This window comes from Mycobacterium sp. E2479, assembly GCF_001667925.1.
Classification (GTDB): domain Bacteria; phylum Actinomycetota; class Actinomycetes; order Mycobacteriales; family Mycobacteriaceae; genus Mycobacterium.
Map to the genome: position 1 here is coordinate 78088 of NZ_LZJR01000096.1, position 24184 is coordinate 102271.

Sequence of the window (24184 nt, forward strand, 5' to 3'; positions counted from 1 at the left end):
CAAGGTATTCGACGTTTTTAACCGATGCCGCTGTCCGGGACGAATCGATATCTGCCCATCCGGACTCTCGTGCGTGCGTAGTTGAGTACCTGTGTTAGGCGTTCAAGGGCGGCCTAGTGATTCGGCGCCGCTTGTCCATGGCGGATTGGCGAACTGCACCTCGCGTTTGTTGACCTGCGACCTGATCCGAACTAGCGGAACCGTAAAAGGAAGGCGGTTGCGCGGTATGGCCGCCAATGGTGACTATTGGTGCAGATACGAAGGGAACCGACCATGAGGAAGCACATAATCGCTCCCATCGCCTGCTGTGCGGTCGCCATTTGCACACCTGGCCACGCAAACGCGTCACCAAACGATGACAGCTTCCTGGTCGCCCTCCGCGACAACAATGTCGTGGTGCCCCTATCGGTAGACCCGATTCAGACTGCGCACTGGGTCTGCACGGCCCGGAAGAATGGACAGGCAACCGAAGAGATCGCTCACACAGACCGGGTCGCGCGTTTCTCCAGTCCGGCCGCGTTCGTGGACCTGGCTATCGAGTACTACTGCCCGCAGTTTCCGTCCTGACTAGCGGTGCCAGTCAAAATGCCGTGCCGCCGAATCGACGTGGCAGACGCGGTGCTCGATTGACGCCCCCGCCAATTCGTGGCTGCTATCCGGCGGAGCGAGCATTCGCGCGTGTCGGAAAATCCCTCCACGACACCACCTCGGGATGCTTTTTAAGCAGAGCCCTGCGCTGACGCTCCGTCATGCCGCCCCACACCCCGAACTCAACCCTGTTATCCAGCGCCTCGGCCCCGCACTCTGTCATCACTGGGCACCGACGGCAGATAACCGCAGCCTCACGCTGTTTGGCCCCCCGCACAAATAGTGCGTCGGGATCTGTTCCCCTACAGAGCGCCTTCGATACCCAAGCGCGATCGTCCATGGGCCCAGCGCCCGACGTGCTGTTTGCGGGCGCAAGATTTATGGGCCGTGCGGCCCGTCTTTCTGCTAACAACGAGCTGATCCTTCGTCCCGGCCGGCCGCAAAATTTTGCGACCGCCTCCCCTGATGCCTGGGGTGTGCGCCACATCGGCCCGGATGTGTGGCGTGACCCACGTTGCATAAATTATGCGATTCGGCATCGATTGCGCAACCCGATTCTGGCACGCGCGTACCTTTTGCATGATCAAACCCCGGAGTTGGCAGACCCGCACTCTGGCGACGTTTCTTCAAAGCTGCGGGATGGGTAGGCAGTGTTCAGCAGCGCGGCGGGGCTAGCACCGCCAGCGCTGCTAGCTCTCGGCGGTCAACAAAGCGGCCGCCGAGGGCGCTTTTACTCAAGCAGTTGCCCTGCAGCGCAACGCCATTAACCCGTGTTCCCGGGGTTCACGCTCGGGTCGTCGACGTCCGACAGTCAGTACTCAAGCCCGTATCCGCCGCGCAAGTCCCGGTGCGCGGCCTCTAGGGTGCGGTCGCACAGGTCCACGAGCGCGTCGAGGTCGAGATCCGATTCCCGGCCCAACCTGTCCAGCCACACCGTCTCTACCTTCCTCAGCTCGGACCACTTGAGCTCGCCCTCGTAGTACACGGTCACGTCCTCCTGCGGGGCAGGGCAGGCAGTGGTCTGCGCCAATTGCCGCTTGCATGAATCCAATTGGGTCAGTGAGTAGCCGTGCTCGCGGAACTGACGATCCCACTGGTCGAGCAGGAGACTTACCGCGTCACGCACCGGTGGTGCGGCGTAGACCATCAGCTCGGCTACCCCATCGTCGAGGCCCAGCCGCATGCGGAAGTCATACAGCTCTCGGATGGCCTCGGCGCGGCGCTGGCTGGCGATCTCCTCGGCGGTGCCGGACCCCTCGTATTGTGCCGCGCGTTTGACATATATGGTCGCGGAGATCAGCGACTTCAATACGGCCTTCTTGTCATCGGCCGCCCGCTTCTCGAAATCGAGGACACGTTCGTGACGGCGGTCTGCCACCTTATTCCTGGCGTCGATACGCTTCGTCCAGATCGCGACGGCGGCGCTCGAAATCACGGATGCAAGCGGTACGAGCGCGTTGCCCACCAACGTCATCCAGTTCATTCGTCGACCCCTACCCGCAGTAGCCAGGGGGCGGCGACGGGGCGTTACGCGGGACCGCCCCGGTTTGATTACAGAGGCCCGATTCTGAGTGCGGATTTTGAGATGCCGTCGGGTTTGGTCGGGGTGGATTCGGCGAGGCGGGGTCTGCGTTGGCTGTGGCCGCGGTCAGTCCCATCACCGCCATCGCCAACCCAGCGGCAAGCAGAATTCTGGCGGCGAATTTCGTCAGTTTGGGCTCAGTGGTGCGGTCGAGGTGATCGGTCGGAGTCATGATGTTCCTTTTGTGGTCGCGGCCCCCGGTGGGCCGCCCTGCAGGTAGGACCATCCCCGCCAATTGGACAGGTCTTCGACGACGCTTTCGGGGCACCGTTTGGCGCGGGGCCGGGGATCTGTGCAGGTAGTGGGGGGGCCCGTACCTAGTTCGAGGCTATTCCCGGGGCCACAGGGTGTCTCGCGTTTTGTGGAATTGAGCGGTCGGCGGACTCGAGACCATTGATTTCCGAGTGGCGGCGGTGGCGCTTCACCATGCGGCTCCGAGCAGAGCGAGCCGCTGCGATCGATAGTCACGGCGGATGTGTGCTGCTGTAAGACGGCTGCGGCGTGATGTGCCGATGGCAATCAAACGGTGGCGACGTATCCGCCGTCGATGCGGTAGTCGGATCCGGTGACATTTCCCGCACGGTCGCTGGCGAGGAACACAACGAGGTCGGCGACCTCCTCCGGAGTGGTGAACCGCCCCGTTGGCGCGGAGCTTGCGAGCTCCGCCCTGACCTCGTCGGCCGTCTGACCTTTGACCGCGGCGAACCCGTCGGCCATCCCACCCCGCTCCATCCACTTCTCGGTCGACACCGCGCCCGGGCTGACCGAATTGACGCGAATGTTTTTCGGCGCCAGATCTTTTGACAATGCCTTGGCAAAGTTGGCGACGGCTGCCTTCGCGGCGCAGTAGTCGTAGGTGTTCGGGCCAGGCGAATAGGCGCTGATCGAGCTGACGATGACGATCGAACCGCCCCCGCGCCGCTCGATCTCTGGCAGCGCCGCGCGGGTCGGGCGGACGACAGCCATCACGTTGAGATCCCACGACTTCTGCCATTCGTCGTCCGAAATGCCGGCGAGTCCATCCGGCCGGACCGTGGCGCCGCCGACGTTGTTGATCAAAACGTCGATCCCGCCGCGGCGGCTCGCCGCCGCGATCAGTTCTTCGGCAGCACCGGGCTGGGTAAGGTCCACCGACACATACGACACCTGCCCGCTTTCCTCAAGCAGGGGCAGCCCCTTACCAGGCGTCCGTGACCCGGCTACCACATGCGCGCCCGCGTCGACGAGGGCCTTGGTCACCGCGAAACCGATGCCTTTGCTGGCCCCGGTGACGACGGCAATCTTTCCCGACAGATGCAGCTCCATCTGCGCTCCTTCAACCGCCGTGCGCGCATGACGCTACTCCGTGGCTTCGGCTGGTGGCGGCACTTCCTCGTGCTGCGTGGGCGCCTCGCGGGCCGTTGCCCCCTTCAGATGATGCGCAGAGGATCGAGTGGAACTCATGCGGCGAAGTGACCAACGTCACGTTTAGAATCCTGCTATGGGTTGGGCGAACACTCGTTCACTACCTATCGTGGAAGCGTGCAGCACAAAAGGGGGGTCAGTGGAGCAGCTTTGTGATGATCTACGCCGATTCGCTATTCAGATACGGCAGATCGGGTTTTCCGTCAACGGCGGCGTGGGGGAAAGAGAATGCCTGGACCTCAGCGATCGTATGCTGGCAGCGGTTCAACGAGCTGAGTCCAGGAAAGGCTGAGCCTTAAATCGTCCAGGCAACTTCGATTTCCCGTCCCGGCGGGCCACTTCGAGGGACTGGCGGCTTATCGACTGGAGTGCATCGCCGGGCAGTCTCCGCGCCAACACGCTGGGTTGCGTCTGGTTTCCTCGTTGCTGACCAACACCACCAGAGCCACACCCAAGAGAATCAACAACGGCACGAACACCAGCGGGTACGCAGCGACCACGGCCAAGCCGATGAGCGTTGCCGGTACCACCAACAACATTGCCGCCGTCGGACCCCGATTGTTTGAGTCGACGCTCCTCGCGACCCTCACGAGGGCCGCGAACGCCGCAGTCGCCCATGGATGCTGATCCGGCCACCTACCATACGAGCGACGGGTCTTGAGGCCGCAACCCATGCAGATCTGCCCACTCACCCGCTTATGGTGTCATCGCGTCGGCAGATCAGCATCTCCAGGGCTTACCGTGACGCGTTCGACGTCGCCGCATCATTCCCAAGCCGGCGACGTCCGCGGGAACGGTGCGACCAGGGCGATAGTCGCCCACCCCGGGAGCGCGGCAAAGCCGTTGTCCCTTTGATGAATTGGTAGCGTTACTCGTCGCCTGCGGGTATGGCCGGAACAGCTCTACGCGGCTGGGAGCAACGCCGCGGCGGTTGTTTTCCCTTTGAGCCTGCATGATCTCCGGGTGGACGAATACCGCGTTTGGGACACCGAAGCCCTATCGCAAATCCACGGACTTGGTGGTGGGGCTGAATTCACGCCGCCGAGTTATTAAAAGAGCGTTTGCGCGATTTGCGCAATATTGCGCACATGTCAAAAGAGCGCGATAACATCAGCTCACCGGCGGGAGCTTTTGCCACGGTTATCTCTACCAGCAGAAAGGCGAAACCGATGAGCGCAAGCAAGAAGATTCTGAAAGGCGCCGCACTGGTCGCGGTGTTGACCGGTGTGATGCTGGGGTCGTCGGGCTGCATAACGATCGACCTTGGGGCACCAAACTCGGCCTTGATGAAGTAACTGAGCCGCCTCGGCGCTGCAGATGTCGTTGTTCTAATGGCGGCATCGGATGGTGTGGGCGACAAAGGGTCGGACATCGAGCGCACCAGTGCAGGCGTGCGACGACTCACCGCTGACGTCGCACTGGGCTGCCCGGCAAAGTCGCCAGCAGCTTCGCCGCTGTCGGCTGACTGGATTTCGCCCGCGAGTTAATTGGCTATCTTGGTCGACGCCGTCGAGGTATCTGACGGGGCCGTCGCGGACGGAATGCGTCCTTGACCTTTTCACCCGCGTCTCTCAGGTGAGCCGCCCGCTGATCAGCTCTGCCCTCAGCCTCCAGCACTGGATCGTTGGTCGCGCGGCCGAACGCGACCTTGATTTTTCCCGTGACCTGGTCCACCTTGTTCCGGTCTTTATTCGCAGCGCTCACCAGCGTGTCCTTCTCTCCCAGTTCGGACTATGCGTTATTACGGGCTACCCCATTTCGACCTGACCCACTCCGCTGGGCAACCGTGGGCGCGAGCGGATGTGGTGACCACGTTGGCCGCCGCTTTCTCATAGACGTGGCGGATGCGCTGCCGAATGGGGACGTGCTGAACCGCGAATGGGCTGTGACCCGGTGCTTTGTCCTAATGGTGGCTCGACTCGTCCATCACGGCAAAATCTAGCCACATGCGCTTTTTAATCGCGCCTAAATGAGCCAGCGCGACGACGATTAAACTACTGAACGCACCGCCTGAAATCCCCACCAGCAATGCCATCAACACTTTATGTTGAGGTGCCAGTTCCCAGCGTTGGAGAATGGGCGCAGCCAGCCCTTCATAGACTCCGACCAAGACAGCAAACGACGCCACTGGAATTTTGAACAACAGAAACCGCTGCTGTCCGGTAGTTAATTCTATCCCCAAGTGCGGCAAAAATTTTATCGCGAAAGAATAAAGCGAACCCGTCAGCAGGACGCTGCCTGCCGCGGAGACGAAGCCAAAAATCATCAAATTTACTACCAACGGAAAGGTAAGAAAATGAGCGATACATAGCTGTATCCAGAAGATGACTGCTAGTAATACGCCGCCCCAGATTCCCACGATCAAGGGGTTGAGAACGCGCGCTATGACCGCATCACCCAGCCGAATTTTGATTTTTGGAAAAACGATCCGGTTCAACAACAAACAAATTATCGACGCCCCGACGAAGCCTATGACCAACCCATAGATACCAACAAGAAGCATCCTGCTTGCGAACGCCGCGAACTGTCCAGCAGCAGTCGCAGTCCGAGAAGCTTGGCCTACTTTAGGTCCACCCTGCGAGAATAAAGACAGTAAAGGAACTGTGATACCTTCCAGTATCGCGAACAACCAGACCAAATGCCACGAAAGGTTGACGTCGGCTCTTAAATATCGCTCCGTCATCGAATTTCTGTCATTGGTGGCACACTCCCTTGACGGTTCATTCGGCATTGCTCGACGGAACCCCGTAGAGCGCGACCTGAACGCGTATCGCTTGCCGCCATTCGCGTTCATCAGGACATGCCCCTCATCGCAGGTGTGGGCGCTTAGCCAACGTCCAAACAATATCGCCATCACCGGCCGGGCGGATTAATTCAGCCGTCTGCTGCGGTCACGGCGCGCATCATTCTGCCGCATTCTGGTGAACGGCAGGCTGAGCTTGGACGTCGTAATCCGACCCCGAACGATGCGAAAGGATGCCTCAGCCGCTGGTGTGGACGATCAATACGTCGGTCTTGGCCCTGCGGGAGACTTCGGACGGGACGGATCCCAACAGCCGACCGGCGACGCTACTGAGTCCGACGTTGCCGATGACCAGCAGGTCGGCAGCCACCTCTTCGACCAGCTGCACCAGCGCGTTGACCGGGGCACCGACGACCGGCTTCTCCTCGACGTTCTTGGCACCGGCTTTGTGCGCCCGCTCCCGGGCGTCCTGCAGGATCGCGTAGTAAGGCGCCTCACCCACCAAGCGGTAGTCCTCGCCGTGGTCGCTCCCCGGCGGGATAGCGTAGCGACCCTTTTCTTCGCGCACAGGCGTATGCGCCGTCACAACAATCAATGTCGCGTCGTGCTCCGCGGCGATCGCGCCCGCGCGCTCCACCGCACGCAGCGACGAGTCCGAGCCATCGGTGCCGACCACGACGGTCCTATAGGCGGTCATTTCCCGCCCAGTGTAAGGCCCACGGGGGCGCATTGGAGTGAAAATCGATTTGTTCCGCAACCGACCTTTCGAGCCGAATCAGCCCGCGCCCGACCCGCCGGACTTCACAGATGCGCTATCTTCGCGCGGTGACCAGATCCGCGCACGTGAGCGCTTTCGCAGCGGCGCTTGGGCTGTCAGCCTGGTTGACCGCGCCCCACGCAGCCGCCGACCCGACAGCTCAACAGTCGCCTTTCCCGACCGCAAAAGCCGGCGCCACCATTCACGTCACGGAATACAGCACGGCGACAGCCGACGTCACACTCAATAACGCGACCTGGGTATCGTCCGGCTGCTACGGCGGTGGGGGTTGCAACGTCATCGAACTCACCGTTGCCGGCAAGTCCGACGTGCCATTCAACTACAGCCAGACGTCCGTCACCGCCGCCTCCTCCCCGTGGAAGCAGGACCCGAATAGGGATGTGGAGGCAGGCTCGTCCCTGAACGATTACCAAAAGATCAACAAGATGCCGCCGCTGCGCACGGGTAGCGTCACCAACGGCCAAACCGCCCACGGGTTCATCGCCTACGCCGGCAACATCAACCAAGGCGACGTATATATCGAGTTCAATGATCCCGATGCCCCGGCTGCGCCCACCCCACTAGCGGGCTGGAAAGTTCACACCTGAGCGTGACGACGGCCAGGCATCGGATCGGTGAGAAGCGCTGCGCCACAAGGGATACTGATACAGCGGGTTCACACGCGCTCGGCCCGCATTTCCATGTCGATCGTCCCCTGGCACGCGCCGCTGAGGATGTCGGTGTGCATAATCCCCGCGAGCGATCCGTCTGGTTGGGGCGTGTAGCGCACCTCGGCCCGGGCCGGATTCCATTGGATCGTGGTATCGGGCATCATGCAGTCCCATTGGAAGTCGGTGACCTGCGACCAGGACTTCCCGTCCCAGGTGAACTGAACCGGCTGCGGAACCGTCGGGTTGGTGGGTGGAGGACCACTGACGATGGTGGCGACGCACTTCCCGTTGGTGCAGCTCGAGCGGAATCCGTAGGTCTCGGTGTGCTGCGTTTCCGGATCGCCGACCGCCATGCTGGTGCCGGCCTTGGGGCCGACCATGAACGTGATCGCGTACTGGCCGTTCCAGGACGGATTGTCGGCGAAAGCAGTCGACGGAAGCGACAGGGCGATCGTCAGCGACGCGGCGGATAAACCCGCGAGGCTCTTCAAACAGTGTGAAGCCATAATCCCTCCTCCGAGGCCGTGCCGATTCAATCGTCGTATGCCGGACCGTCGCCGACAAGGTTCTTGGCGATTGACTCGGCGCACGCGGTTCGCGTTACCAGCCCCACTCGTCTTCGTCGAGGACGTCCACGGTCAGAGCGTTGTCGGCAGGGCCCTTCGTCCCGTACGTGAAGGTGATCAGGGTGCGGTCGTCGTCAAGGGGTTCAGTCGCTATCACGGTAGCGTGCCCGACCTTCATGCGGATCCTGTCGCCAGGCTGCAGTTCGTCAACGCGTTTGAGGGTCACGGTCAAACCGTCAGCGTCCCACGATGAGATGGCCGAAGCCATTGGAAAACACTGGTTCTCACGGCACCTGGTGCGGTGCCGCCGGCGGTTTGCGGCGGTTCGTTGAACCAGGTGGGCGAGCTCGAGGTTCAGCAGTCAGCAGCATAGGTCCATTGGGCTGAGCTGGCCGTGGTCGCGGAGTGTTCGAAGATGATTCTCGTCATTGCCACGCCAGTATCTTTCAGAGCGACCTTCTCGGGGGTAAAAACGCCGCGGCGCCGTTAGTTGTAGCCGCGCCCCAGGGACGTTACCAATAAGTTGCTGAAGCATTCCCAAGGCCCGCGCGTGCAGGTGCGGGGGCCGGCCATGTCACGTGGCGCCGTCCCAGAGGAAAATGTGTGACGTGAGTTGGACGAGATATACCGGCAGAGCGGTCGCGGATGTCCGCCTGACCGGCGCCGCCCTGCACGCCGAGCTCGAAGACCGCATCCGCGTGGCCAACCCGCATCTGACGGATGTTCGGCTCGAGGTGGCAACCGCGACCGAAACTTACGACGCCGAACGGACCCGACGCTGGTATGAAGTCACCTACCTGGCCGAAGACCCGGAAGACAATTCGTAGCCCGTAGGCGCGGGGGCGGCCCATTTGCCCGCGCGGTCAACCTTCGCGGCGCTGAATTCGCTCTGCTTGCCACCGCAAGGAGCGCACAATGCGGTCAATCATCCCCACAATCGTGGCGATCGGTTGCGTTCGACCGCTTCGCCGGTCGGTTCAAAGCGGCTCGGGTCCAGATGCGACAGCAGCCGCGAACGACGCGCTGGCCACGTTGGGGTCACCGGATGGCCGGGGCAAGACCACCCACTGCTCGTCCTGACCTCTCAAGCCGGCCCCCGAGCTTGTGATAAGAACCCACGCATTGCGACTATCGTTTATTCAAGTCGTCCTTGATTGCCCGCCGATTGGTCCTCGCACAGAGGGGAGGCGTTTAGTTCGATGAAGGTTGGTCGTGGGTTGCCGACCTTGTCTGCGATTGTTTTGTCCACCGCCGCGCTGGTCTTCGCGGCCCCGGCGGCAGCGGATGATAGCGACGACGCGTTCATCGCAGGGTTGTCCAAGGGCGGAATCACCATGCCCGACAACGACGATGCCATTGCGAAAGCGCGCACGGTGTGCGCCAGCATTGCCACCAACCCGAACGCATCGGTGCTGGCAATCCAGCTGGCCAGGCAAACGAGCCTTTCCGTCAAGCAGTCCGCCTATTTCGTCGGTCTGTCGATAGCTGTCTACTGCCCGCAATACAGGGAGGATATCGATCCCTCGGTGATCTGGCTGCTGCCTGGGCCGCCGCTCATGTGAGCTAAGCTCTTGTAGCACAACGGATTTCAATCTATCAGTGCTGCCCAACGCCCCTGCGCAAATCGGGTACGCGACCCCTAGACCGCCCCTCAACCCGGTGATCGCGGAGCAGAAACAACGCCTGACGGCCGAGAGCCAGCCTGCTCACATCCGCCGGCTGCCCAGTAACGTTCGCAACGGCATCGATGCCCCGAAACATTGTGCAAACCAGATATTTTCACCAGGGTGGAGTGTCGTCTGCTGCGACCTGGACCCGGGCACCGATCCTCGAGACACACTTGCCGAGGTCGATTCCCGTCAACCGGTGCTGTGGTGGGATCAACGCGATCGGGTGACCGTGTACGAACGCGCGTAAGCGCGAGACTTGGGGGCCGTCGGTGAGTCGGGCATGCTGGCGGTATGCATGTGATCAATGGGGTCCGCGACCCGGCGGCAAGCTTTCCCCTGCATACCGCGGCGGACGACGCCGGCGAGCGCCGGCAGGCCAATCGCGCCGTTGCCGTCAGCGCCGTCGGGCTCGCGCTGACCGGGCTGGTCGAGTTGGTCATCGCGCTGCTGTCCGGCTCGGTGGCGCTGCTGGGCGATGCGCTACACAACCTGTCGGACGTCTCCACCAGCGCGCTGGTCTTCATCGGCTTCCGCGCGTCGCGCAAGCTGCCCACCGAGCGCTACCCCTACGGCTACGAACGTGCCGAAGACCTCGCCGGTCTTGGTGTGGCCCTGGTGATCTGGGGCAGTGCCGTTGTCGCCGGCTCCGAGAGCATCACCAAGCTGCTTCGCCACGGCGGCACCGGTTACGTGGGTTGGGGCATCGGCGCGGCGGTTGTGGGCGTGATCGGCAATCAGCTGGTGGCGCGATACAAGCTGGTGGTGGGCAGGCGAATTCGGTCGGCGACCATGGTGGCCGACGCCAAGCATTCCTGGCTGGACGCGTTGTCGTCGGGAGGCGCGGTTGTCGGGCTGGTCGGCGTGGCGCTGGGCTGGGGCTGGGCCGACGCGGTCGCGGGGATCGTCGTCACCGGGTTCATCTGCAGTATCGCCTGGGAGGTGACCGCCGACATCGCGCATCGCATGCTTGACGGCGTGGACCCTCACATTGTCACCACCGCCGAGGCCGTCGCCGCCTCGGTCCCCGGTGTCACGCATGCGCACGCCCGGGCCAGGTGGACAGGGCGGACGCTGCGCGTTGAGGTGGAAGGCTTTTTGAACGCCGACACCCCGCTGGCGGCGGCCGACCAGATCGGCCGCAGCGTCGCTGCGGCGCTGACGCCTGAAATCCCGGAGATGCAGAGCTTCACGTGGACGGCCCGCGCCGCCTAGGTGACCAGGCGTATCCCGCGGTGAAGACCACGACAACGGCCGGGGAGACGGGGCGCGGCCCGGATCGGCTCAGTTGCCGGCGGCGCCGTCTGGCTTGGGACCGCGATCCTCGCCGGTGATGTACTTCGGGCAGTAATGGGCGGCCGAGAGATAGGTGAACTTGGCCGCGCCGGCGCCCTGAAAGGCCGGATTCTGGTTACGCAGGTCCGTCACGATCTTCGCGTCGGACTGGCCGTCGTCGAGCAGCTCACACACCGACTTGCCGATGGTGATCGCGTTGCCGCCGTCCTGATAGGTGATACCGGCGTCGCGGAGGTCTTTGAGAAAGTCCTGATCGTTATCGATGTCCGCGTGCACCGGCGCGGCCAGGACGATCATGGCTGCGAGGCTGGTCAGCCCCAGGAGAAATCGCATAACGCAGTGATTGTCGCAAACCCATCGCCGGTTGGCACGTCGGCCTACTAGGCGTTCGGCGTGCTCGTCGTGATGGTGTTCGGGCAGTACGTGCTGGCAGCGATGGCGGCGAACTGGTTGGCCTTGTCCTGGCTCAGCGCGGAGTTCTTGGACAGCAGCGTCTTGACCACATCGGGCATCTCCGTGCCCTGACCGACGGTGTCGCACACCCATTTGCCCGCGCCTACGGCCTTGCCCGGGTCGGAAAAGGTGATGCCCGCCGCCCGCAGCGAAGCGATGAACGAGTCGTCGGTGCTGTCGGCGTGCACCGGTGCGGCCAGGCCGATCACGACGGCCAGACCACACAGCGTGAGCAGTGGCTTCATGACTGACAGATTCTCCCAGAGCGGTCAATAGTCCGCACTCCCTTCGGCACTGGCGTCAACCCAAGGTTGACTCCAACACTACGTCAACTTACGGTTGACGGTATGTCCGATCCCATCCGCATCGCCTACCCGGTCCGTCTCGACGAGCTGATCAACGCCATCAAGGCGACCCGCCCGGATGTATTGGATCAGCTCGCCGACGCCGTCCTGGCCGCCGAGCATCTCGGCGAGATCGCCGACCATTTGATCGGCCATTTCGTGGACCAGGCCCGCCGCTCCGGAGCGTCCTGGACCGACATCGGCAAGAGCATGGGCGTCACCAAGCAGGCCGCCCAGAAGCGGTTCGTGCCGCGCGCCGAGCCCGCCGCCGTCGATGTCGAACAAGGGTTCGCGCGCTTCACCCCGCGGGCGCGGGGCGCGGTGGTGGCGGCCCAGAACGCGGCGCACGAAGCGTGCAACAGCGAGATCACGCCCGACCACCTGCTGCTCGGTGTGCTCAGCGATGCCGCCGCCCTCGCGACGGTGTTGCTGCACCTGCAGAACGTCGACACCGGCGCGCTGCGTGCCACCGCGACCGAAGCGATCACCGCGTTGCGTGTGGATGGCGAACCGCCACAGCTCATTCCGTTCAGCGGGCCGGCTCGCAAGGCGCTGGAACTCGCCGTGCGCGAGGCGCTTCGGCTGGGCCACAACTACGTCGGCACCGAGCACCAACTGCTCGCGCTGCTGGAGCTGGAGGGCGGGGACGGACCGCTGCACCGAGGCGGCGTCGACAAAGACCGGGTAGAGGCTGATCTGCTCACGGCGCTGCAATCCCTCGCCGGCGGGCCGAACGTCGCTCCGGGCCCCGCCGCGGACGGCTGACCGGTGTCGCCGACCCGCCCCTTCGGCCTTTCCGCGTGTGCGATCATGCGAGGGTCCCTGCCACGACGCCAAGGAGGCCAGACATGGCGAAGATGCACCGCTGGCTGATGCTCGCGTCCGCCGTTCTCATTGCCGGTGCTGTCGCCGCAATTCCGATGCCCCGGGCGTGGGCCGGTGACGCGCCGATCGGCCACATCGGTGACACGCTGAGGGTGGACAACGGCACGTTCATCGCCGACGTCACCGTGAGCGGGGTGGGGTCCTGCGACCCGCCGCCGGGATTCGGCTACACGCGCGAAGGCACCTATAAGGGCTTCCCCGGCAGCAGCGTCGAGCGCGCCGACGTGACCATTCGCGCGATCCGGGTGCCCAACCCGTACGTGATGGCGACCGTGATGGATTTCAACGGCGTGACCCCGAACGCCGACGCCTACAAGCCGCGGGCTTCCGATGCGCCCGACGCGCTGGACAATGTGCTCGTCAATGCCCCAAACGGGGCGATCGTGCGCGGCGGCGTCTACTGGGACGCTTACCGCGATCCCGTCTCCGCCGTCATCCTGTTGGACAAGAAGACGGGCTACCACCTCGCGCAATGGAACCTCTGACCGCGACGTTGCAGATCGCGCCGGCGGGCCCCGGTGACGCCCTTGAGCTGGCTGCCGTTGCGGCACAGACCTTTCCGTTGGCATGTCCGCCCGCGGTGAGCGCGGACAACATCGCGTCGTTCATCGAAGCAGACCTGTCGGCAGACCGCTTCGACGAGTATCTGAGCGATCCGGATCGCGCCATCGTCACCGCGCACCAAGGCGGCCGAATTGTCGGTTACGCCATGCTGGTTCGCGGGGTTTCCGATCACCCCGGTGTGCAGCGAGCAGTGCGCAACCGCCCGGCGGCCGAGCTGTCGAAGATGTATGTGCTGCCCGACCGCCACTCCAGCGGGGCCGCCGCGGCACTGATGGAACGCATGCTGGCCGTTGCGACCGACTGGGGCGTTCGATGCGTGTGGCTGGGCGTGAACCGGGCAAACCAACGCGCCCAACGCTTTTACGTCAAAAGCGGATTCAGCGTCGGCGGCACCAGGACCTTTCAACTGGGCACCGACGTCGAAAGCGACTATGTCATGCTCCGCGAGCTGGGTTAGCCGCGACGGTGAGCGCCAGGAGCCGGGAAATGGCCCGTAGGTACTTTTTCCGATAACCCCCGGCTAGCATCTCCTCGCTGAAGATGCTGTCCAGCTTGGCACCCGAGGCCACTACCGGGGTACCCGCGTCATAGAGTCGATCGGTCAGCGACACCAGCCGCAACGCGACGTTCTGATCGTCGATGCCGTGCACGCCCGTCAAAAACACCGCACTGACCCCCTCGATCAGCGTCAGATAACGCGACGGGTGCATGGTGGCCAAGTGCGCACAGAGCGCACCGAAATCGTCGAGCGTCGCGCCGTCGACCCGCGCGGCGCGCGCTGCCACCTCGTCGTCGGAAAGCGGTTGGGGCGCGGGCGGCAGGCCGCGGTGTCGGTAGTCGGGTCCCTCGATCCGCACGGTGGTGAAAATACTTGCCAGCGTGTTGATTTCGCGCAGAAAATCCTGCGCCGCGAAGCGGCCCTCACCGAGTTCCTCGGGCAGCGTGTTGGAGGTGGCGGCCACCGACACGCCGCGCTCGACCAGCGACGACAGCAACCGTGAGATCAGCGTGGTGTTGCCCGGGTCGTCAAGCTCGAATTCGTCGATGCAGACCGCCGTGTAGTTGGCCAGCAGGTCGACGCATTCGACGAAGCCGAACACCCCCGCCAGCTGGGTCAGCTCGCCGAATGTCGCAAATGCCTTGGGAGCCGGGCCCTCCGGTGGCCCGCCCGGTCCTTCACCCGGCAGCTGGTAGTAGGACGACGCCAGCAGGTGCGTCTTGCCCACGCCGAAGCCGCCGTCCAGGTACAGCCCGACGCCGGGCAGAATCTCACGCCGGCCCAACAGCTTCCGACGACCGGCGCGCCGCTCGACGGCCTGGCGGCAGAAGTCCTGACACGCCACCACCGCGGCGGCCTGCGTGGGCTCCGCCGGATCGGGCCGATACGTCGCGAAGCTCACTTCGGCGAAGGTCGGGGGCGGTCGCAATTGGGCGATCAGCCGTTCCGGCGACACCGTCGGATGCCGATCCACCAGGTGAGCCACGTCGCCCAAAGCGCCCGCGGAGGTGGACCCGTGCATGCAGGAACTGTAGCGGCGTGCTGCAATCAGACTCATGCCCGACTCTGGCGGCCCCGAGAGTTCTGCGAGCTCCGCGACGTCGGAGACGCCGCTGTCTCTGCTCGGTTCGGTACGCGGACTCGACGACCGCGACCTCGCGCGGCTCTACGGCTATCCTGAACACGACCGGACGTGGGTGCGGGCCAACTTCATCACCAGCGTCGACGGCGGGGCCACCTCGGGCGGCAGCAGCGGCGCGATGGGCGGTCCGGGCGATCGGTTCATCTTCAACCTGCTGCGTGAACTCGCCGACGTCATCGTGGTGGGCGCGGGCACCGTGCGGATCGAGGGTTACTCCGGCGCGCAGGTCGGTGTCGCTGCGCGGCAGCGGCGGCAGGCCCGCGGACAGAGCGAGGTCCCGCAGCTGGCAGTGGTGACCGGATCGGGCCACCTCAACCGGGACATGGCGGTGTTCACCCGCACTGAGGTGCAGCCGCTGGTGCTCACCTGCACCGCGGCGGCCGAGCAGACGCGCCGTGCGCTCAGCGGCCTGTGCGAGGTGCTCGACTGCTCCGCCCGCGATCCCGGGAAGATCGATGAGGCCACCCTGCTGGCGGCCCTCGGCGCACTCGGCATGCGCCGCATCCTCACCGAGGGCGGACCGATGCTGCTGGACTCGCTGATGCAGCGCGACATGCTCGACGAGCTGTGTCTGACGATCGCGCCCTGCCTCGTCGGCGGCCAGGCACGACGCATCGCGACAGGCCCGGGCCAGCTGCTCACCCAGATGCGGTGTGCCCATGTCCTGACCGACGACGCCGGCTACCTTTACACCCGCTACGTCAAGGCCTAGCTACTGTGGTCGGCATGAGCCGGCCGTACACGTGTGCCACGATCCTGGTCACGGTGACAGCGTTGCTGGCCGGCTGCGTCCCGGGCCTGGCCGCCGACCCGAGGTTCGCCACCAATTCCGGTGCGCGACCGCAGGGGGCGGCGACGTCGAAGCCGCCGCCCAGCGGCCCACCCGCGATCGCCGCACCCAAAAACGACCTGGCGTGGCGCGACTGCACCTCACGGGTGTTCGCCGACGCCTCGGTTCCCGCCGCCGCCGGTGTCCGGCTGGACTGCGCGAGCTACGACGCCGACCTGGATCCGGTCAACGGGGGCGGTGGCAGCCTCAGCATCGGTGTGGTACGTGCCCGCTCGAACCAGACACCCCAGGACGCCGGCCCGCTGATCTTCACCACCGGCTCCGATCTGCCGTCGTCGACGCAATTGCCGATCTGGCTGTCGCGGGCGGGCGCCGACGTGCTCGCCACCCACCCCATCGTGTCCGTCGACCGCCGGGGCATCGGGATGTCGAGCCCGATCGACTGCCGCGACAAATTCGACCGTCAGCAGATGCGCGACCAGTCGCAATTCCAGACCGGCGACGACCCGGTGGCCAACCTCTCCGACGTCTCCAACACCGCGACCACCAACTGTGGTGACGCCGTCGGGATCGGCCCGAACGCGTCGTCCTACGACGACGCGCACGCCGCCTCTGACATCGAGCGGTTGCGCACCCTGTGGGACGTGCCCGCCCTCGCGCTGATCGGCATCGGCAACGGCGCGCAGGTGGCGCTGGCCTACGCCGGATCGCGGCCGGACAAGGTGGCGCGCTTGATCCTCGATTCACCGGTCGCGTTGGGCACCAACGCCGAGGCCGCCGCCGAGCAACGGGTCAAGGGACAGCAGGCCGCCCTCGACGCCTTCGCCGCGCAGTGCATCGCCGTGAATTGTGCGCTGGGTGCGGACCCGAAGGGTGCCGTCAGCGCTCTGCTGGCCGACGCCCGGGCGGGTAAGGGCCCCGGCGGCGTGTCGGTCGCACAGGTGGCCAACGCGATCACCGTCGCGCTCGGTTATCCCGCCGGCGGCCGCGTCAACGCCACCACCAACCTGGCCAACGCGCTCGCGGACGCCCGTTCCGGCGATGCCAACGCGCTGAACAACCTGATCAACCACGCCAACGCCCTCCAGGACTCCGACGGCCAGTTCGTCAACGTATGCAGCGACGCGGTCAATCGCCCCACGCCGGACCGGGTTCGCGAACTCGTCGTCGCCTGGGCCAAGCTCTACCCCGACTTCGGCACCGTCGCAGCGCTCAACCTGGTCAAGTGCGTGCACTGGCCCACCGGCTCGCCACCGCCCACACCGAAGACACTCAAGGTCGACGTGCTGCTGCTCGGTGTGCAAAACGACCCGATCGTCGGTACCGACGGCGTCGCGGCGACCGCGGCCAGCATCATCAACGCCAACGCGGCGAGCAAGCGGGTCATGTGGCAGGGCATCGGCCACGGCGCCAGCATCTTCTCGGGCTGCGCCGTCCCGCCGCTGATCGGCTACCTCAACAGCGGCAAATTGCCCAACACCGACACCTATTGCCCGGCCTGACGCTGCTTTCCGGCTTGCGTGGCTGCCGGTGTACGGTGCGCTGGTGACGGCAGCTGAATCGACCCGAACCGGCTTGCGTGATTGGACCCTGGCCGCCTTTAGACCCCGCACCGGCCCGCTGAACACGTCGACGGTGCTGCGGTCGGCGTTGTGGCCGGTGGCCATCATGTCGGTGTTGCACCGCAGCATCATCCTCACCCTCAACGGCAACATCACCGACGACTTCAAACCCGTGTACCGCGCGGTGCTCAACTTCCGGCACGGCTGGGACATCTACAACGAACACTTCGACTATGTCGACCCGCACTACCTGTACCCGCCGGGCGGCACACTGTTGATGGCGCCGTTCGGATACCTGCCCTTCACGCCGTCGCGCTACCTGTTCATCCTGATCAACACCGTGGCCATCCTGATCGCCTGGTATCTGCTGCTGCGGATGTTCAAATTCGCGCTGACTTCGGTCGCCGCGCCCGCGCTGCTGCTGGCCATGTTCTGTACGGAGAGTGTGACCAGCACGCTGGTTTTCACGAACATCAACGGCTGTGTGCTGCTGGCGGAGGTGCTGTTCTTTCGGTGGCTGCTGGACGGAAGGGCCGGGCGCCAGTGGTGGGCCGGCTTGGTGGTCGGCCTGACGCTCACGCTCAAACCGGTGCTGGGCCCGCTGCTGTTGTTGCCGCTGCTGAATCGCCAGTGGCGGACGCTGGTGCCGGCCATCGCGGTGCCCGTCGTCGTCAACGTGGCCGCGTGGCCTTTGGTGAGCGATCCCATGGACTTCGTCACGAAAACGGTGCCCTACTTCCTGGGCACCCGGGACTACTTCAACAGCTCCATCGAGGGCAACGGCGTCTACTTCGGCCTGCCGACCTGGCTGATCGTCTTCATGCGAATCCTGTTCACCCTGCTGATGATCGGTGCGATGTGGCTGCTGTACCGCTACTACCGCACCCGCGACCCGCTGTTCTGGTTCGCCAGCTCGTCGGGTGTACTGCTGCTGTGGTCCTTCCTGGTGTCGTCACTGGCCCAGGGCTACTACTCGATGATGCTGTTCCCGTTCTTGATGACGGTGGTGCTGCGCAACTCGCTGATCCGCAACTGGCCGGCCTGGCTCGGGATCTACGGCTTCATGGCGCTGGACGACTGGCTGATCTACAAATACATGCGCTACGGCCGAGCGCTGCATTACCTCAAGATCACCTACGGCTGGTCGCTGCTGTTAATTGTTGCCTTCACCGTGCTGGTCTTCCGTTACCTGGACGCCAAGGCCGAGAACCGGCTGGAAGACGGCATCGATCCCGCGTGGCTGACGGCCCAGCGCGAGCGCGACGCGGTGACCGCAGGCGTTGGGGAACCGGAAGCGGCGGGTCACCGCCATTCGAGCTAGCGTGGGTGCATGACCTCCCCCGACGTGTCGCGGCCCAAGGTGCGACTGAGCGACGACGAGTGGCGCAAGAAACTCAGCCCGGAAGAATTCCACGTGCTGCGCCAAGCCGGCACCGAGCGGCCCTTCACCGGTGAATACACCGACACCAAAACCGAAGGCGTGTACGAGTGTCGTGCCTGTGGCGCCGAATTATTCCGCAGCACTGAGAAATTCGAGTCGCATTGCGGCTGGCCGTCGTTCTTCGACCCGGCCGAATCCGACGCGGTGATCCTGCGGCCCGACCATTCCATGGGCACCACGCGCACCGAGGTGCTGTGCGCGAACTGCCATAGTCACCTCGGCCACGTATTCGCCGGTGAGGGTTACCCGACGCCGACGGATCAGCGCTACTGCATCAACTCCATCTCGCTTCGGCTGGTGCCGACGGGAGGGTAGCCCGCCGTCCGTCCCGCGCTCGCGACACGTCTCGGGCGTTTGCGGTCCGTCCCGGGCGGTCGCGACACATAAACCACGCACACGACACGCCCAGATGCACATGCGTGGTTTATGCCTCGGCCGGGCGAGCGGCGTGGCGCTCGCTCAGTCCACCCGGGTGGCGTGCACTTCCCAGAACGGGGCATGCGCCCGCTCGCCCTCGAGCCACGGCTCGATCACTCGGAAACGCTCCAGCAGTTTCTCGGCCTGATCGGCCATGTCTGGATTTCGCTTGGCCATCGCCTCGATGGACTCGACGCTGACGTTGACCCGGTAGGTCGTCGTGCCCAGGTACGTGATCTCCCAGCCACCGTCGGGAAGCACATCGCGAAAGTCGTTCTCGGACAACGACCGCAGCATCTTGAAGCCGTTGACGTTGTGTGCACCGAACTCGAACATGTACAGCCGCGCCCCCGGCTTGGTGGCGCGGTGCAGCGCCTGTACATAGGACCTGCGCAGCTCGGGCTCGGTGCTGAAGGTGTGGTAGAAGGCGCAATCGACCACCGTGTCGAACCGGCCGTCGAACCCGTCCAGCTTCGTCGCGTCGGCGAGCTCGAAGTTGACCGAAACCCCGGCCTTTCGGGCGTTCTCCTTGGCCCGCTCGATGGCTCCCGCCGAGCCGTCGATGCCGGTCGCCGAATACCCCTTGGACGCGTAATGGATGGCGTGATGCCCCGGACCGGTGCCCGGGTCGAGCACCTCACCACTGATGGCGCCCACCGCGACCAGCTGCTGCACCACCGGCTGCGGGCCGCCGATGTCCCACGGCGTGGCGGCCGGCAGGCCGTGCGACGTCCGCTGGTCGCGGTACATCTCCTCGAAGCGGGTGGGATCGTTCGGGTCGAAGGGGGTTGTCACGGCAGGGCATTCACCAGCTGCTCGACCGGAACCCGGGGGCCGGTGAAGAACGGCGTCTCTTCGCGGGTGTGCCGGCGAGCGTCGGTGGCGCGCAGTTCGCGCATCAGGTCGACGATGCGGTGCAATTCGGGAGCCTCGAAGGCCAGCAGCCATTCATAGTCGCCGAGCGCGAACGCCGGGACGGTGTTCGCGCGGACGTCCTTGTATTCGCGCGCGGCCATGCCGTGCTCGGCGAGCATGCGGCGCCGTTCCTCGTCGGGCAGCAGGTACCACTCGTAGGACCGCACAAACGGATATACGCAGATGTAGGCGCCGGGTTCCTCGCCGGCCAGGAACGCCGGGATGTGGCTCTTGTTGAACTCGGCCGGCCGATGCAACGCCACGCTGCTCCACACCGGCGAAGTGGCCCGCCCCAGCGCGGTGGTGCGCCGGAAATCGGCGTAGGTGGCCTGCAGCGCCTCAACCCGTTCGGCGTGGGTCCAGATCATGAAATCGGCGTCGGCCCGCAGTCCCGCGACGTCGTACAGGCCGCGCACCACGACGCCGCGCTCCTCCTGCTGCTTGAAGAACGTCGACGTTTCATCGATGACGTCGTCCCGCTGGTCACCGAGCTCACCCGGCTCAACGGAGAACACCGAGAACATCAGGTAGCGGATCGTGGAGTTCAGCGAGTCGTAGTCCAGCTTGGCCATGGAACCTATCGTGCCACCTGCACGTCCAAGTCTCCGATAGCCCTGATCACACGTTCGACCGCGCGCCCGGCGGCACCGACGCACGCCGGCACGCCGATGCCGTCGAGGTAGCTGCCGGCCACCGCGAGCGTCGGGGGCAGCCCCGCGCGCACCTCGGCGACCAGACCGGCATGGCCGGGCCCGTACTGCGGCATCGCGTCGATCCAGCGCCGGGTGCGGACGTCGATGGGCGCGATGGTCAACCCGAACACGGTGGCCAGGTCACCCAACGCCCAGGTCAGCAGCTCGGCATCGGACGTGTCGGCCGCCACGCGGTCGCCGAACCGCCCGAACGACAGCCGCAGCAGTTGCGCGTCACCGCCAATACCCCACTTGCGTGACGACAACGTGATGGCCTTGGCCCGCAATGGCTCACCGGTGGCCACCAACACGCCCGAGCACTCCGGGAACGCGGTCTCGCCCGGCACGGCCAGCGCCATTACCACCGACGATGCGCTGCCGATGCGCCCGGCGGCCGAGACGCTGCGCGGGGCGATCTCCGCCAGCAGGCGGCTACACTCCCCCGCCGGCACGGCCACGATCACCGCGTCGGCGGACCAGCGAGTGCCGTTGCCGTCGATCACCGCCCAGCCGGCGCCGGCACGCTCGAGCCGCGACACCGCGGCGCGAACCCACCGCGGCCGACCGCGCGCGACCAGCTCATCGATCAGCACCCGATAGCCGCCCTCGAGCGACCCGAACACCGGCGCACCGGTGGCCGGCGGCAGCGCCTGTGCCACGGCGTCCGTCAGGCTGGTGGCGCCGCGGTCCAGCGCCGCCGCCACGGTCGGGGCGGCCGCGCGCAGGCCGATGGTGGCCGCCGAACCGGCATAGACCCCGCTCAGCAGCGGATCCACCGACCGGGACACCACCTGGTCGCCGAATCGCTCACCCACCAGGTCGGCGACCGCAGGGTCGCTGCCCGCCTCCCACACCAGCGGACGCGTGGGTTCGGCCTCGATGCGGGCGACCGTCGCCTCGTCGACCAGTCCCGCCACCGACGCCGCCGACGACGGGATGCCGACGACAGTGCCGGCGGGCAGTGGGCGCAACTCTTGCCGGCTGTAGATCAACGGGCGTGCACCGGTCGAAACACGCTGGCGCTCAGTCAGATCAAGTTCAGCCAGCAACGCCGGCAGCTCGGGGCGACGCAGCACGAAAGCCTCGGCGCCCAAATCCATCGGCAGCCCGCCGACCAGCTCGGTGCGCAGTACCCCGCCGAGCTTGTCGCCCGGATCGAACAGCGTGATCGACGCATCGCCGCCGCTGGCCATGCGGAGCCGATACGCCGCCGTAAGGCCCGAAATACCGCCCCCCACAACGCAATACGAGGGAGGACTCATAGGGAGTGGACCAGCGACACCAGGTTGGTCAGCACGCCGGGATCCGTTTCGGGCAGCACGCCGTGGCCGAGGTTGAAAACGTGACCGGCCGCGCCGGCGTCGACAGCGCGGCGGCCGTCCTCGACGACAGCGCGCGCCGCGCGTTCCACGACCGGCCAGCCCGCCAACACCGCCACCGGATCGAGGTTGCCCTGCAACGCCGTGCCCGGGGCCACACGGATGGCCGCGTCGGGCAGGGAAGTTCGCCAATCCACGCCGACCACATTCGCACCGACCGATGACATGGCGCCCAGCAGTTCGGCCGTGCCGACCCCGAAGTGGGTCATCGGCACGCCGTAATCAGCCAGCGCGGCGAACACCCGGGCGCTGTGCGGCTGCACGTAGGTGCGGTAATTCGCCAGCGACAGCGCCCCCGCCCACGAGTCGAACACCTGAATGGCGTCCACCCCGGCCTCCAGCTGCACCCGCAAGAACCCGACGGTGATGGCGGTCAGCTTCTCCATCAGCGCATGCCAGGTGTCCGGTTCCGCAAGCATCATCGCTTTGGTGCGCGCGTGGTGTCGACTGGGACCGCCCTCGATCAGATAGGACGCCAAGGTGAACGGGGCACCGGCGAAGCCGATCAGCGGAACGTCGCCGAGCGCGGACACCAGCAGCGACACCGCGTCGGAAACCGGCACAACGCGTTGCCGCTCAAGGGGTTTGATTGCGGCCACATCGGCCGCGGTGCGCACCGGCGACTCGATGACCGGGCCGACCCCGGCGACGATGTCCAGGTCGATACCAGCACCGAGCAGCGGCACCACGATGTCGGAGAACAAGATCGCCGCGTCGACGTCGTGGCGGCGCACCGGTTGCAGGGTGATCTCACAGACCAACTCGGCGTCCAAGCATGCCGACAGCATGTCGGTCTGGGCCCGCAGCGTCCGGTATTCGGGCAGCGAACGTCCCGCCTGCCGCATGAACCACACCGGCACCCGGTTGGGTTTGCGGCCGGTCACGGCCGCCAGATACGGCGACTCTGGAAGGTCGCGGCGAGTACTCATCAGCCCCAATGCTGCCATGACCGAAGAACACCCGACGCCGCTGCGTACTATCGACGACCGCAACCGTTTGACGTCAGGAGCTCGGAAATGCCAGTGAGTCAGCCCCCTGCGAGTTACGACGAGTTTCCCAGCCTGCGCTGCGAGCTCGGGGAGAACGGCGTGCTGACCCTCGTCCTCGACTCGCCCGGGCTGAATTCGGTGGGGCCGCAGATGCACCGCGACCTCGCCGACATCTGGCCGGTGATCGACCGAGATCCCGCCGTGCGCGCCGTCCTGGTGCGTGGTGAAGGCAAGGCCTTTTCCTCCGGCGGCAGTTTCGACCTGATCGACGAAACCATCAACGACTATGAAGGCCGCATCCGCATCATGCGCGAAGCCCGCGACCTGGTGCACAACATGATCAACTGCGACACACCCGTCGTCTCGGCGATCCGCGGGCCCGCGGTGGGCGCGGGTCTGGTGGTGGCCCTGCTCGCCGACATCTCGGTGGCGGGCCGGACCGCAAAGCTCATTGACGGGCACACCAAGCTCGGCGTCGCCGCCGGTGACCACGCCGCGATCTGCTGGCCGCTGCTGGTCGGCATGGCCAAGGCGAAGTACTACCTGCTGACCTGCGAGACGCTGCTGGGCGAGGAGGCCGACCGGATCGGGCTGGTGTCGGTCTGCGTCGACGATGACGACGTGCTGTCCACCGCCACCGGCATCGCCGAGAACCTGGCGCAGGGAGCGCAGAACGCGATCCAGTGGACCAAGCGCAGCCTCAACCAGTGGTATCGCATGATGGGCCCCACCTTCGAGACCTCGGTGGGCCTGGAATTCCTCAGTTTCAGCGGACCCGACGTGCAGGAAGGCCTGGCCGCGCACCGCGAGAAACGCCAGGCTCGTTTCGCCCGCTGACT

30 protein-coding genes are annotated in these 24184 nt (G+C 65.3%); 14 read left to right on the forward strand and 16 right to left on the reverse strand.

What is annotated here, in order from left to right; all coding sequences use genetic code 11:
- Positions 1-273 precede the first annotated feature (273 nt).
- Entirely contained in the window at positions 274-567 is a 294-nt protein-coding gene (locus tag A5686_RS15245) for a DUF732 domain-containing protein (protein WP_067935654.1), read from the forward strand.
- An 85-nt stretch (positions 568-652) separates the two neighbouring features.
- Here A5686_RS15245 and A5686_RS26690 read toward each other — a convergent pair whose 3' ends face one another.
- The 7 genes from A5686_RS26690 to A5686_RS15280 all read right to left on the reverse strand — a co-directional run bounded on the left by A5686_RS26690 (position 653) and on the right by A5686_RS15280 (position 7014).
- The gene (locus A5686_RS26690) at positions 653-928 is read right to left on the reverse strand and encodes a WhiB family transcriptional regulator (RefSeq protein ID WP_082947643.1); all 276 of its coding nucleotides are present in this window, start codon (positions 926-928) and stop codon (positions 653-655) included.
- A gap of 471 nt (positions 929-1399) precedes the next feature.
- Positions 1400-2071 carry a hypothetical protein gene (locus tag A5686_RS15250; RefSeq protein WP_231986381.1) on the reverse strand — a complete coding sequence of 224 codons (672 nt, stop codon included), beginning with the start codon at positions 2069-2071 and terminating at the stop codon, positions 1400-1402.
- 618 nt (positions 2072-2689) lie between these two features.
- Positions 2690-3475, reverse strand: a complete 786-nt coding sequence (locus tag A5686_RS15255; protein ID WP_067935657.1) for an SDR family NAD(P)-dependent oxidoreductase — start codon at positions 3473-3475, stop codon at positions 2690-2692.
- Between the two features lie 1132 nt (positions 3476-4607).
- A complete protein-coding gene (locus A5686_RS27280) occupies positions 4608-4946 on the reverse strand; it encodes a hypothetical protein (RefSeq protein ID WP_156750084.1) in 339 nt (112 codons plus the stop codon).
- 119 nt (positions 4947-5065) lie between these two features.
- Positions 5066-5278 carry a CsbD family protein gene (locus tag A5686_RS26695; protein WP_082947645.1) on the reverse strand — a complete coding sequence of 71 codons (213 nt, stop codon included), beginning with the start codon at positions 5276-5278 and terminating at the stop codon, positions 5066-5068.
- A gap of 199 nt (positions 5279-5477) precedes the next feature.
- Positions 5478-6257 carry a hypothetical protein gene (locus tag A5686_RS15275; RefSeq protein ID WP_197520584.1) on the reverse strand — a complete coding sequence of 260 codons (780 nt, stop codon included), beginning with the start codon at positions 6255-6257 and terminating at the stop codon, positions 5478-5480.
- 298 nt (positions 6258-6555) lie between these two features.
- Positions 6556-7014 carry a universal stress protein gene (locus A5686_RS15280; RefSeq protein ID WP_067935671.1) on the reverse strand — a complete coding sequence of 153 codons (459 nt, stop codon included), beginning with the start codon at positions 7012-7014 and terminating at the stop codon, positions 6556-6558.
- Positions 7015-7160: 146 nt separating this feature from the next.
- Here A5686_RS15280 and A5686_RS15285 point away from each other — a divergent pair, with 146 nt between their 5' ends.
- Positions 7161-7682 (forward strand): hypothetical protein, encoded by a 522-nt coding sequence (locus tag A5686_RS15285; protein WP_067936199.1) that lies wholly within the window; start codon positions 7161-7163, stop codon positions 7680-7682.
- 68 nt (positions 7683-7750) lie between these two features.
- Here A5686_RS15285 and A5686_RS15290 read toward each other — a convergent pair whose 3' ends face one another.
- Together A5686_RS15290 and A5686_RS15295 are read right to left on the reverse strand one after the other, a co-directional pair.
- Positions 7751-8251: a hypothetical protein gene (locus tag A5686_RS15290; protein WP_067935673.1), complete on the reverse strand. Its 501-nt coding sequence runs from the start codon at positions 8249-8251 to the stop codon at positions 7751-7753.
- Positions 8252-8345: 94 nt separating this feature from the next.
- On the reverse strand, positions 8346-8579 hold the full coding sequence (locus A5686_RS15295) for a hypothetical protein (protein WP_067935676.1): 234 nt from the start codon (positions 8577-8579) through the stop codon (positions 8346-8348).
- 340 nt (positions 8580-8919) lie between these two features.
- On the opposite strand from A5686_RS15295, the gene A5686_RS15300 reads away from it, so the two are divergent.
- From A5686_RS15300 to A5686_RS15315, 4 genes are all read left to right on the forward strand, one after another.
- On the forward strand, positions 8920-9138 hold the full coding sequence (locus A5686_RS15300; protein ID WP_067935679.1) for a hypothetical protein: 219 nt from the start codon (positions 8920-8922) through the stop codon (positions 9136-9138).
- Between the two features lie 372 nt (positions 9139-9510).
- Positions 9511-9873, forward strand: a complete 363-nt coding sequence (locus A5686_RS15305) for a DUF732 domain-containing protein (protein ID WP_067935683.1) — start codon at positions 9511-9513, stop codon at positions 9871-9873.
- Between the two features lie 37 nt (positions 9874-9910).
- Positions 9911-10228, forward strand: a complete 318-nt coding sequence (locus A5686_RS15310) for a hypothetical protein (protein WP_156750086.1) — start codon at positions 9911-9913, stop codon at positions 10226-10228.
- Positions 10229-10272: 44 nt separating this feature from the next.
- The gene (locus A5686_RS15315) at positions 10273-11193 is read left to right on the forward strand and encodes a cation diffusion facilitator family transporter (RefSeq protein WP_067935687.1); all 921 of its coding nucleotides are present in this window, start codon (positions 10273-10275) and stop codon (positions 11191-11193) included.
- A 69-nt stretch (positions 11194-11262) separates the two neighbouring features.
- On the opposite strand, the gene A5686_RS15320 is transcribed toward A5686_RS15315, so the two are convergent.
- Together A5686_RS15320 and A5686_RS15325 are read right to left on the reverse strand one after the other, a co-directional pair.
- Complete coding sequence (locus tag A5686_RS15320; protein ID WP_067935690.1) at positions 11263-11607, reverse strand: DUF732 domain-containing protein; 345 nt, start codon at positions 11605-11607, stop codon at positions 11263-11265.
- Positions 11608-11654: 47 nt separating this feature from the next.
- A complete protein-coding gene (locus A5686_RS15325) occupies positions 11655-11972 on the reverse strand; it encodes a DUF732 domain-containing protein (protein WP_067935693.1) in 318 nt (105 codons plus the stop codon).
- Positions 11973-12074: 102 nt separating this feature from the next.
- On the opposite strand from A5686_RS15325, the gene A5686_RS15330 reads away from it, so the two are divergent.
- The 3 genes from A5686_RS15330 (at position 12075) to A5686_RS15340 (ending at position 13977) form a co-directional block, all read left to right on the forward strand.
- Complete coding sequence (locus A5686_RS15330) at positions 12075-12836, forward strand: Clp protease N-terminal domain-containing protein (RefSeq protein ID WP_067935697.1); 762 nt, start codon at positions 12075-12077, stop codon at positions 12834-12836.
- 92 nt (positions 12837-12928) lie between these two features.
- The gene (locus A5686_RS15335; RefSeq protein WP_156750101.1) at positions 12929-13441 is read left to right on the forward strand and encodes a hypothetical protein; all 513 of its coding nucleotides are present in this window, start codon (positions 12929-12931) and stop codon (positions 13439-13441) included.
- Positions 13429-13977 carry a GNAT family N-acetyltransferase gene (locus A5686_RS15340; protein ID WP_067935701.1) on the forward strand — a complete coding sequence of 183 codons (549 nt, stop codon included), beginning with the start codon at positions 13429-13431 and terminating at the stop codon, positions 13975-13977. The genes A5686_RS15335 and A5686_RS15340 overlap by 13 nt, the downstream gene beginning before the upstream one ends.
- On the opposite strand, the gene zapE is transcribed toward A5686_RS15340, so the two are convergent.
- Positions 13955-15076 (reverse strand): cell division protein ZapE, encoded by a 1122-nt coding sequence (gene zapE, locus A5686_RS15345; protein ID WP_156750087.1) that lies wholly within the window; start codon positions 15074-15076, stop codon positions 13955-13957. The genes A5686_RS15340 and zapE overlap by 23 nt on opposite strands.
- Here zapE and A5686_RS15350 point away from each other — a divergent pair.
- The 4 genes from A5686_RS15350 to msrB are packed head-to-tail and all read left to right on the forward strand — an operon-like array spanning position 15075 to position 19268.
- Positions 15075-15872: a pyrimidine reductase family protein gene (locus A5686_RS15350; protein ID WP_067935709.1), complete on the forward strand. Its 798-nt coding sequence runs from the start codon at positions 15075-15077 to the stop codon at positions 15870-15872. The genes zapE and A5686_RS15350 overlap by 2 nt on opposite strands.
- 14 nt (positions 15873-15886) lie before the next feature.
- On the forward strand, positions 15887-17452 hold the full coding sequence (locus A5686_RS15355) for an alpha/beta hydrolase (RefSeq protein WP_067935711.1): 1566 nt from the start codon (positions 15887-15889) through the stop codon (positions 17450-17452).
- A 28-nt stretch (positions 17453-17480) separates the two neighbouring features.
- Positions 17481-18833, forward strand: a complete 1353-nt coding sequence (aftC, locus tag A5686_RS15360) for an arabinofuranan 3-O-arabinosyltransferase (protein ID WP_067935714.1) — start codon at positions 17481-17483, stop codon at positions 18831-18833.
- 24 nt (positions 18834-18857) lie between these two features.
- A complete protein-coding gene (gene msrB / locus A5686_RS15365) occupies positions 18858-19268 on the forward strand; it encodes a peptide-methionine (R)-S-oxide reductase MsrB (RefSeq protein ID WP_156750102.1) in 411 nt (136 codons plus the stop codon).
- Between the two features lie 144 nt (positions 19269-19412).
- On the opposite strand, the gene A5686_RS15370 is transcribed toward msrB, so the two are convergent.
- From A5686_RS15370 to hemE, 4 genes are read right to left on the reverse strand one after another with little or no spacing between them, the layout of a single operon-like run.
- The gene (locus A5686_RS15370) at positions 19413-20165 is read right to left on the reverse strand and encodes a class I SAM-dependent methyltransferase (protein ID WP_067935718.1); all 753 of its coding nucleotides are present in this window, start codon (positions 20163-20165) and stop codon (positions 19413-19415) included.
- The gene (gene hemQ, locus A5686_RS15375) at positions 20162-20857 is read right to left on the reverse strand and encodes a hydrogen peroxide-dependent heme synthase (protein WP_067935721.1); all 696 of its coding nucleotides are present in this window, start codon (positions 20855-20857) and stop codon (positions 20162-20164) included. Before hemQ ends, A5686_RS15370 begins: the two co-directional genes overlap by 4 nt.
- Before the next feature lie 5 nt (positions 20858-20862).
- Positions 20863-22239: a protoporphyrinogen oxidase gene (locus tag A5686_RS15380; protein WP_067935723.1), complete on the reverse strand. Its 1377-nt coding sequence runs from the start codon at positions 22237-22239 to the stop codon at positions 20863-20865.
- Positions 22236-23285 (reverse strand): uroporphyrinogen decarboxylase, encoded by a 1050-nt coding sequence (gene hemE, locus A5686_RS15385; RefSeq protein ID WP_067936203.1) that lies wholly within the window; start codon positions 23283-23285, stop codon positions 22236-22238. The genes A5686_RS15380 and hemE overlap by 4 nt, the downstream gene beginning before the upstream one ends.
- A gap of 87 nt (positions 23286-23372) precedes the next feature.
- On the opposite strand from hemE, the gene A5686_RS15390 reads away from it, so the two are divergent.
- A complete protein-coding gene (locus A5686_RS15390) occupies positions 23373-24182 on the forward strand; it encodes an enoyl-CoA hydratase/isomerase family protein (protein WP_067935726.1) in 810 nt (269 codons plus the stop codon).
- The last annotated feature ends 2 nt before the right edge of the window (positions 24183-24184 follow it).

Excerpts from the sequence above, each read along its gene's own strand:
- A5686_RS15250 (WP_231986381.1), bottom strand. The coding sequence starts at position 2,071 with ATGAACTGGATGACGTTGGTGGGCAACGCGCTCGTACCGCTTGCATCC.
- A5686_RS26690 (WP_082947643.1), bottom strand. The coding sequence starts at position 928 with ATGGACGATCGCGCTTGGGTATCGAAGGCGCTCTGTAGGGGAACAGAT.
- A5686_RS15305 (WP_067935683.1), top strand. The coding sequence starts at position 9,511 with ATGAAGGTTGGTCGTGGGTTGCCGACCTTGTCTGCGATTGTTTTGTCC.
- A5686_RS15315 (WP_067935687.1), top strand. The coding sequence starts at position 10,273 with ATGCATGTGATCAATGGGGTCCGCGACCCGGCGGCAAGCTTTCCCCTG.
- A5686_RS15350 (WP_067935709.1), top strand. The coding sequence starts at position 15,075 with ATGCCCGACTCTGGCGGCCCCGAGAGTTCTGCGAGCTCCGCGACGTCG.
- A5686_RS15335 (WP_156750101.1), top strand. The coding sequence starts at position 12,929 with ATGCACCGCTGGCTGATGCTCGCGTCCGCCGTTCTCATTGCCGGTGCT.
- A5686_RS15340 (WP_067935701.1), top strand. The coding sequence starts at position 13,429 with ATGGAACCTCTGACCGCGACGTTGCAGATCGCGCCGGCGGGCCCCGGT.
- A5686_RS15295 (WP_067935676.1), bottom strand. The coding sequence starts at position 8,579 with ATGGCTTCGGCCATCTCATCGTGGGACGCTGACGGTTTGACCGTGACC.
- A5686_RS15325 (WP_067935693.1), bottom strand. The coding sequence starts at position 11,972 with ATGAAGCCACTGCTCACGCTGTGTGGTCTGGCCGTCGTGATCGGCCTG.
- A5686_RS15280 (WP_067935671.1), bottom strand. The coding sequence starts at position 7,014 with ATGACCGCCTATAGGACCGTCGTGGTCGGCACCGATGGCTCGGACTCG.
- A5686_RS15330 (WP_067935697.1), top strand. The coding sequence starts at position 12,075 with ATGTCCGATCCCATCCGCATCGCCTACCCGGTCCGTCTCGACGAGCTG.
- A5686_RS15380 (WP_067935723.1), bottom strand. The coding sequence starts at position 22,239 with ATGAGTCCTCCCTCGTATTGCGTTGTGGGGGGCGGTATTTCGGGCCTT.
- zapE (WP_156750087.1), bottom strand. The coding sequence starts at position 15,076 with ATGAGTCTGATTGCAGCACGCCGCTACAGTTCCTGCATGCACGGGTCC.
- A5686_RS15275 (WP_197520584.1), bottom strand. The coding sequence starts at position 6,257 with ATGACGGAGCGATATTTAAGAGCCGACGTCAACCTTTCGTGGCATTTG.
- A5686_RS15290 (WP_067935673.1), bottom strand. The coding sequence starts at position 8,251 with ATGGCTTCACACTGTTTGAAGAGCCTCGCGGGTTTATCCGCCGCGTCG.
- hemE (WP_067936203.1), bottom strand. The coding sequence starts at position 23,285 with ATGAGTACTCGCCGCGACCTTCCAGAGTCGCCGTATCTGGCGGCCGTG.
- A5686_RS15390 (WP_067935726.1), top strand. The coding sequence starts at position 23,373 with ATGCCAGTGAGTCAGCCCCCTGCGAGTTACGACGAGTTTCCCAGCCTG.
- A5686_RS15255 (WP_067935657.1), bottom strand. The coding sequence starts at position 3,475 with ATGGAGCTGCATCTGTCGGGAAAGATTGCCGTCGTCACCGGGGCCAGC.
- A5686_RS15245 (WP_067935654.1), top strand. The coding sequence starts at position 274 with ATGAGGAAGCACATAATCGCTCCCATCGCCTGCTGTGCGGTCGCCATT.
- A5686_RS15355 (WP_067935711.1), top strand. The coding sequence starts at position 15,887 with ATGAGCCGGCCGTACACGTGTGCCACGATCCTGGTCACGGTGACAGCG.
- hemQ (WP_067935721.1), bottom strand. The coding sequence starts at position 20,857 with ATGGCCAAGCTGGACTACGACTCGCTGAACTCCACGATCCGCTACCTG.
- A5686_RS27280 (WP_156750084.1), bottom strand. The coding sequence starts at position 4,946 with ATGTCCGACCCTTTGTCGCCCACACCATCCGATGCCGCCATTAGAACA.
- A5686_RS15320 (WP_067935690.1), bottom strand. The coding sequence starts at position 11,607 with ATGCGATTTCTCCTGGGGCTGACCAGCCTCGCAGCCATGATCGTCCTG.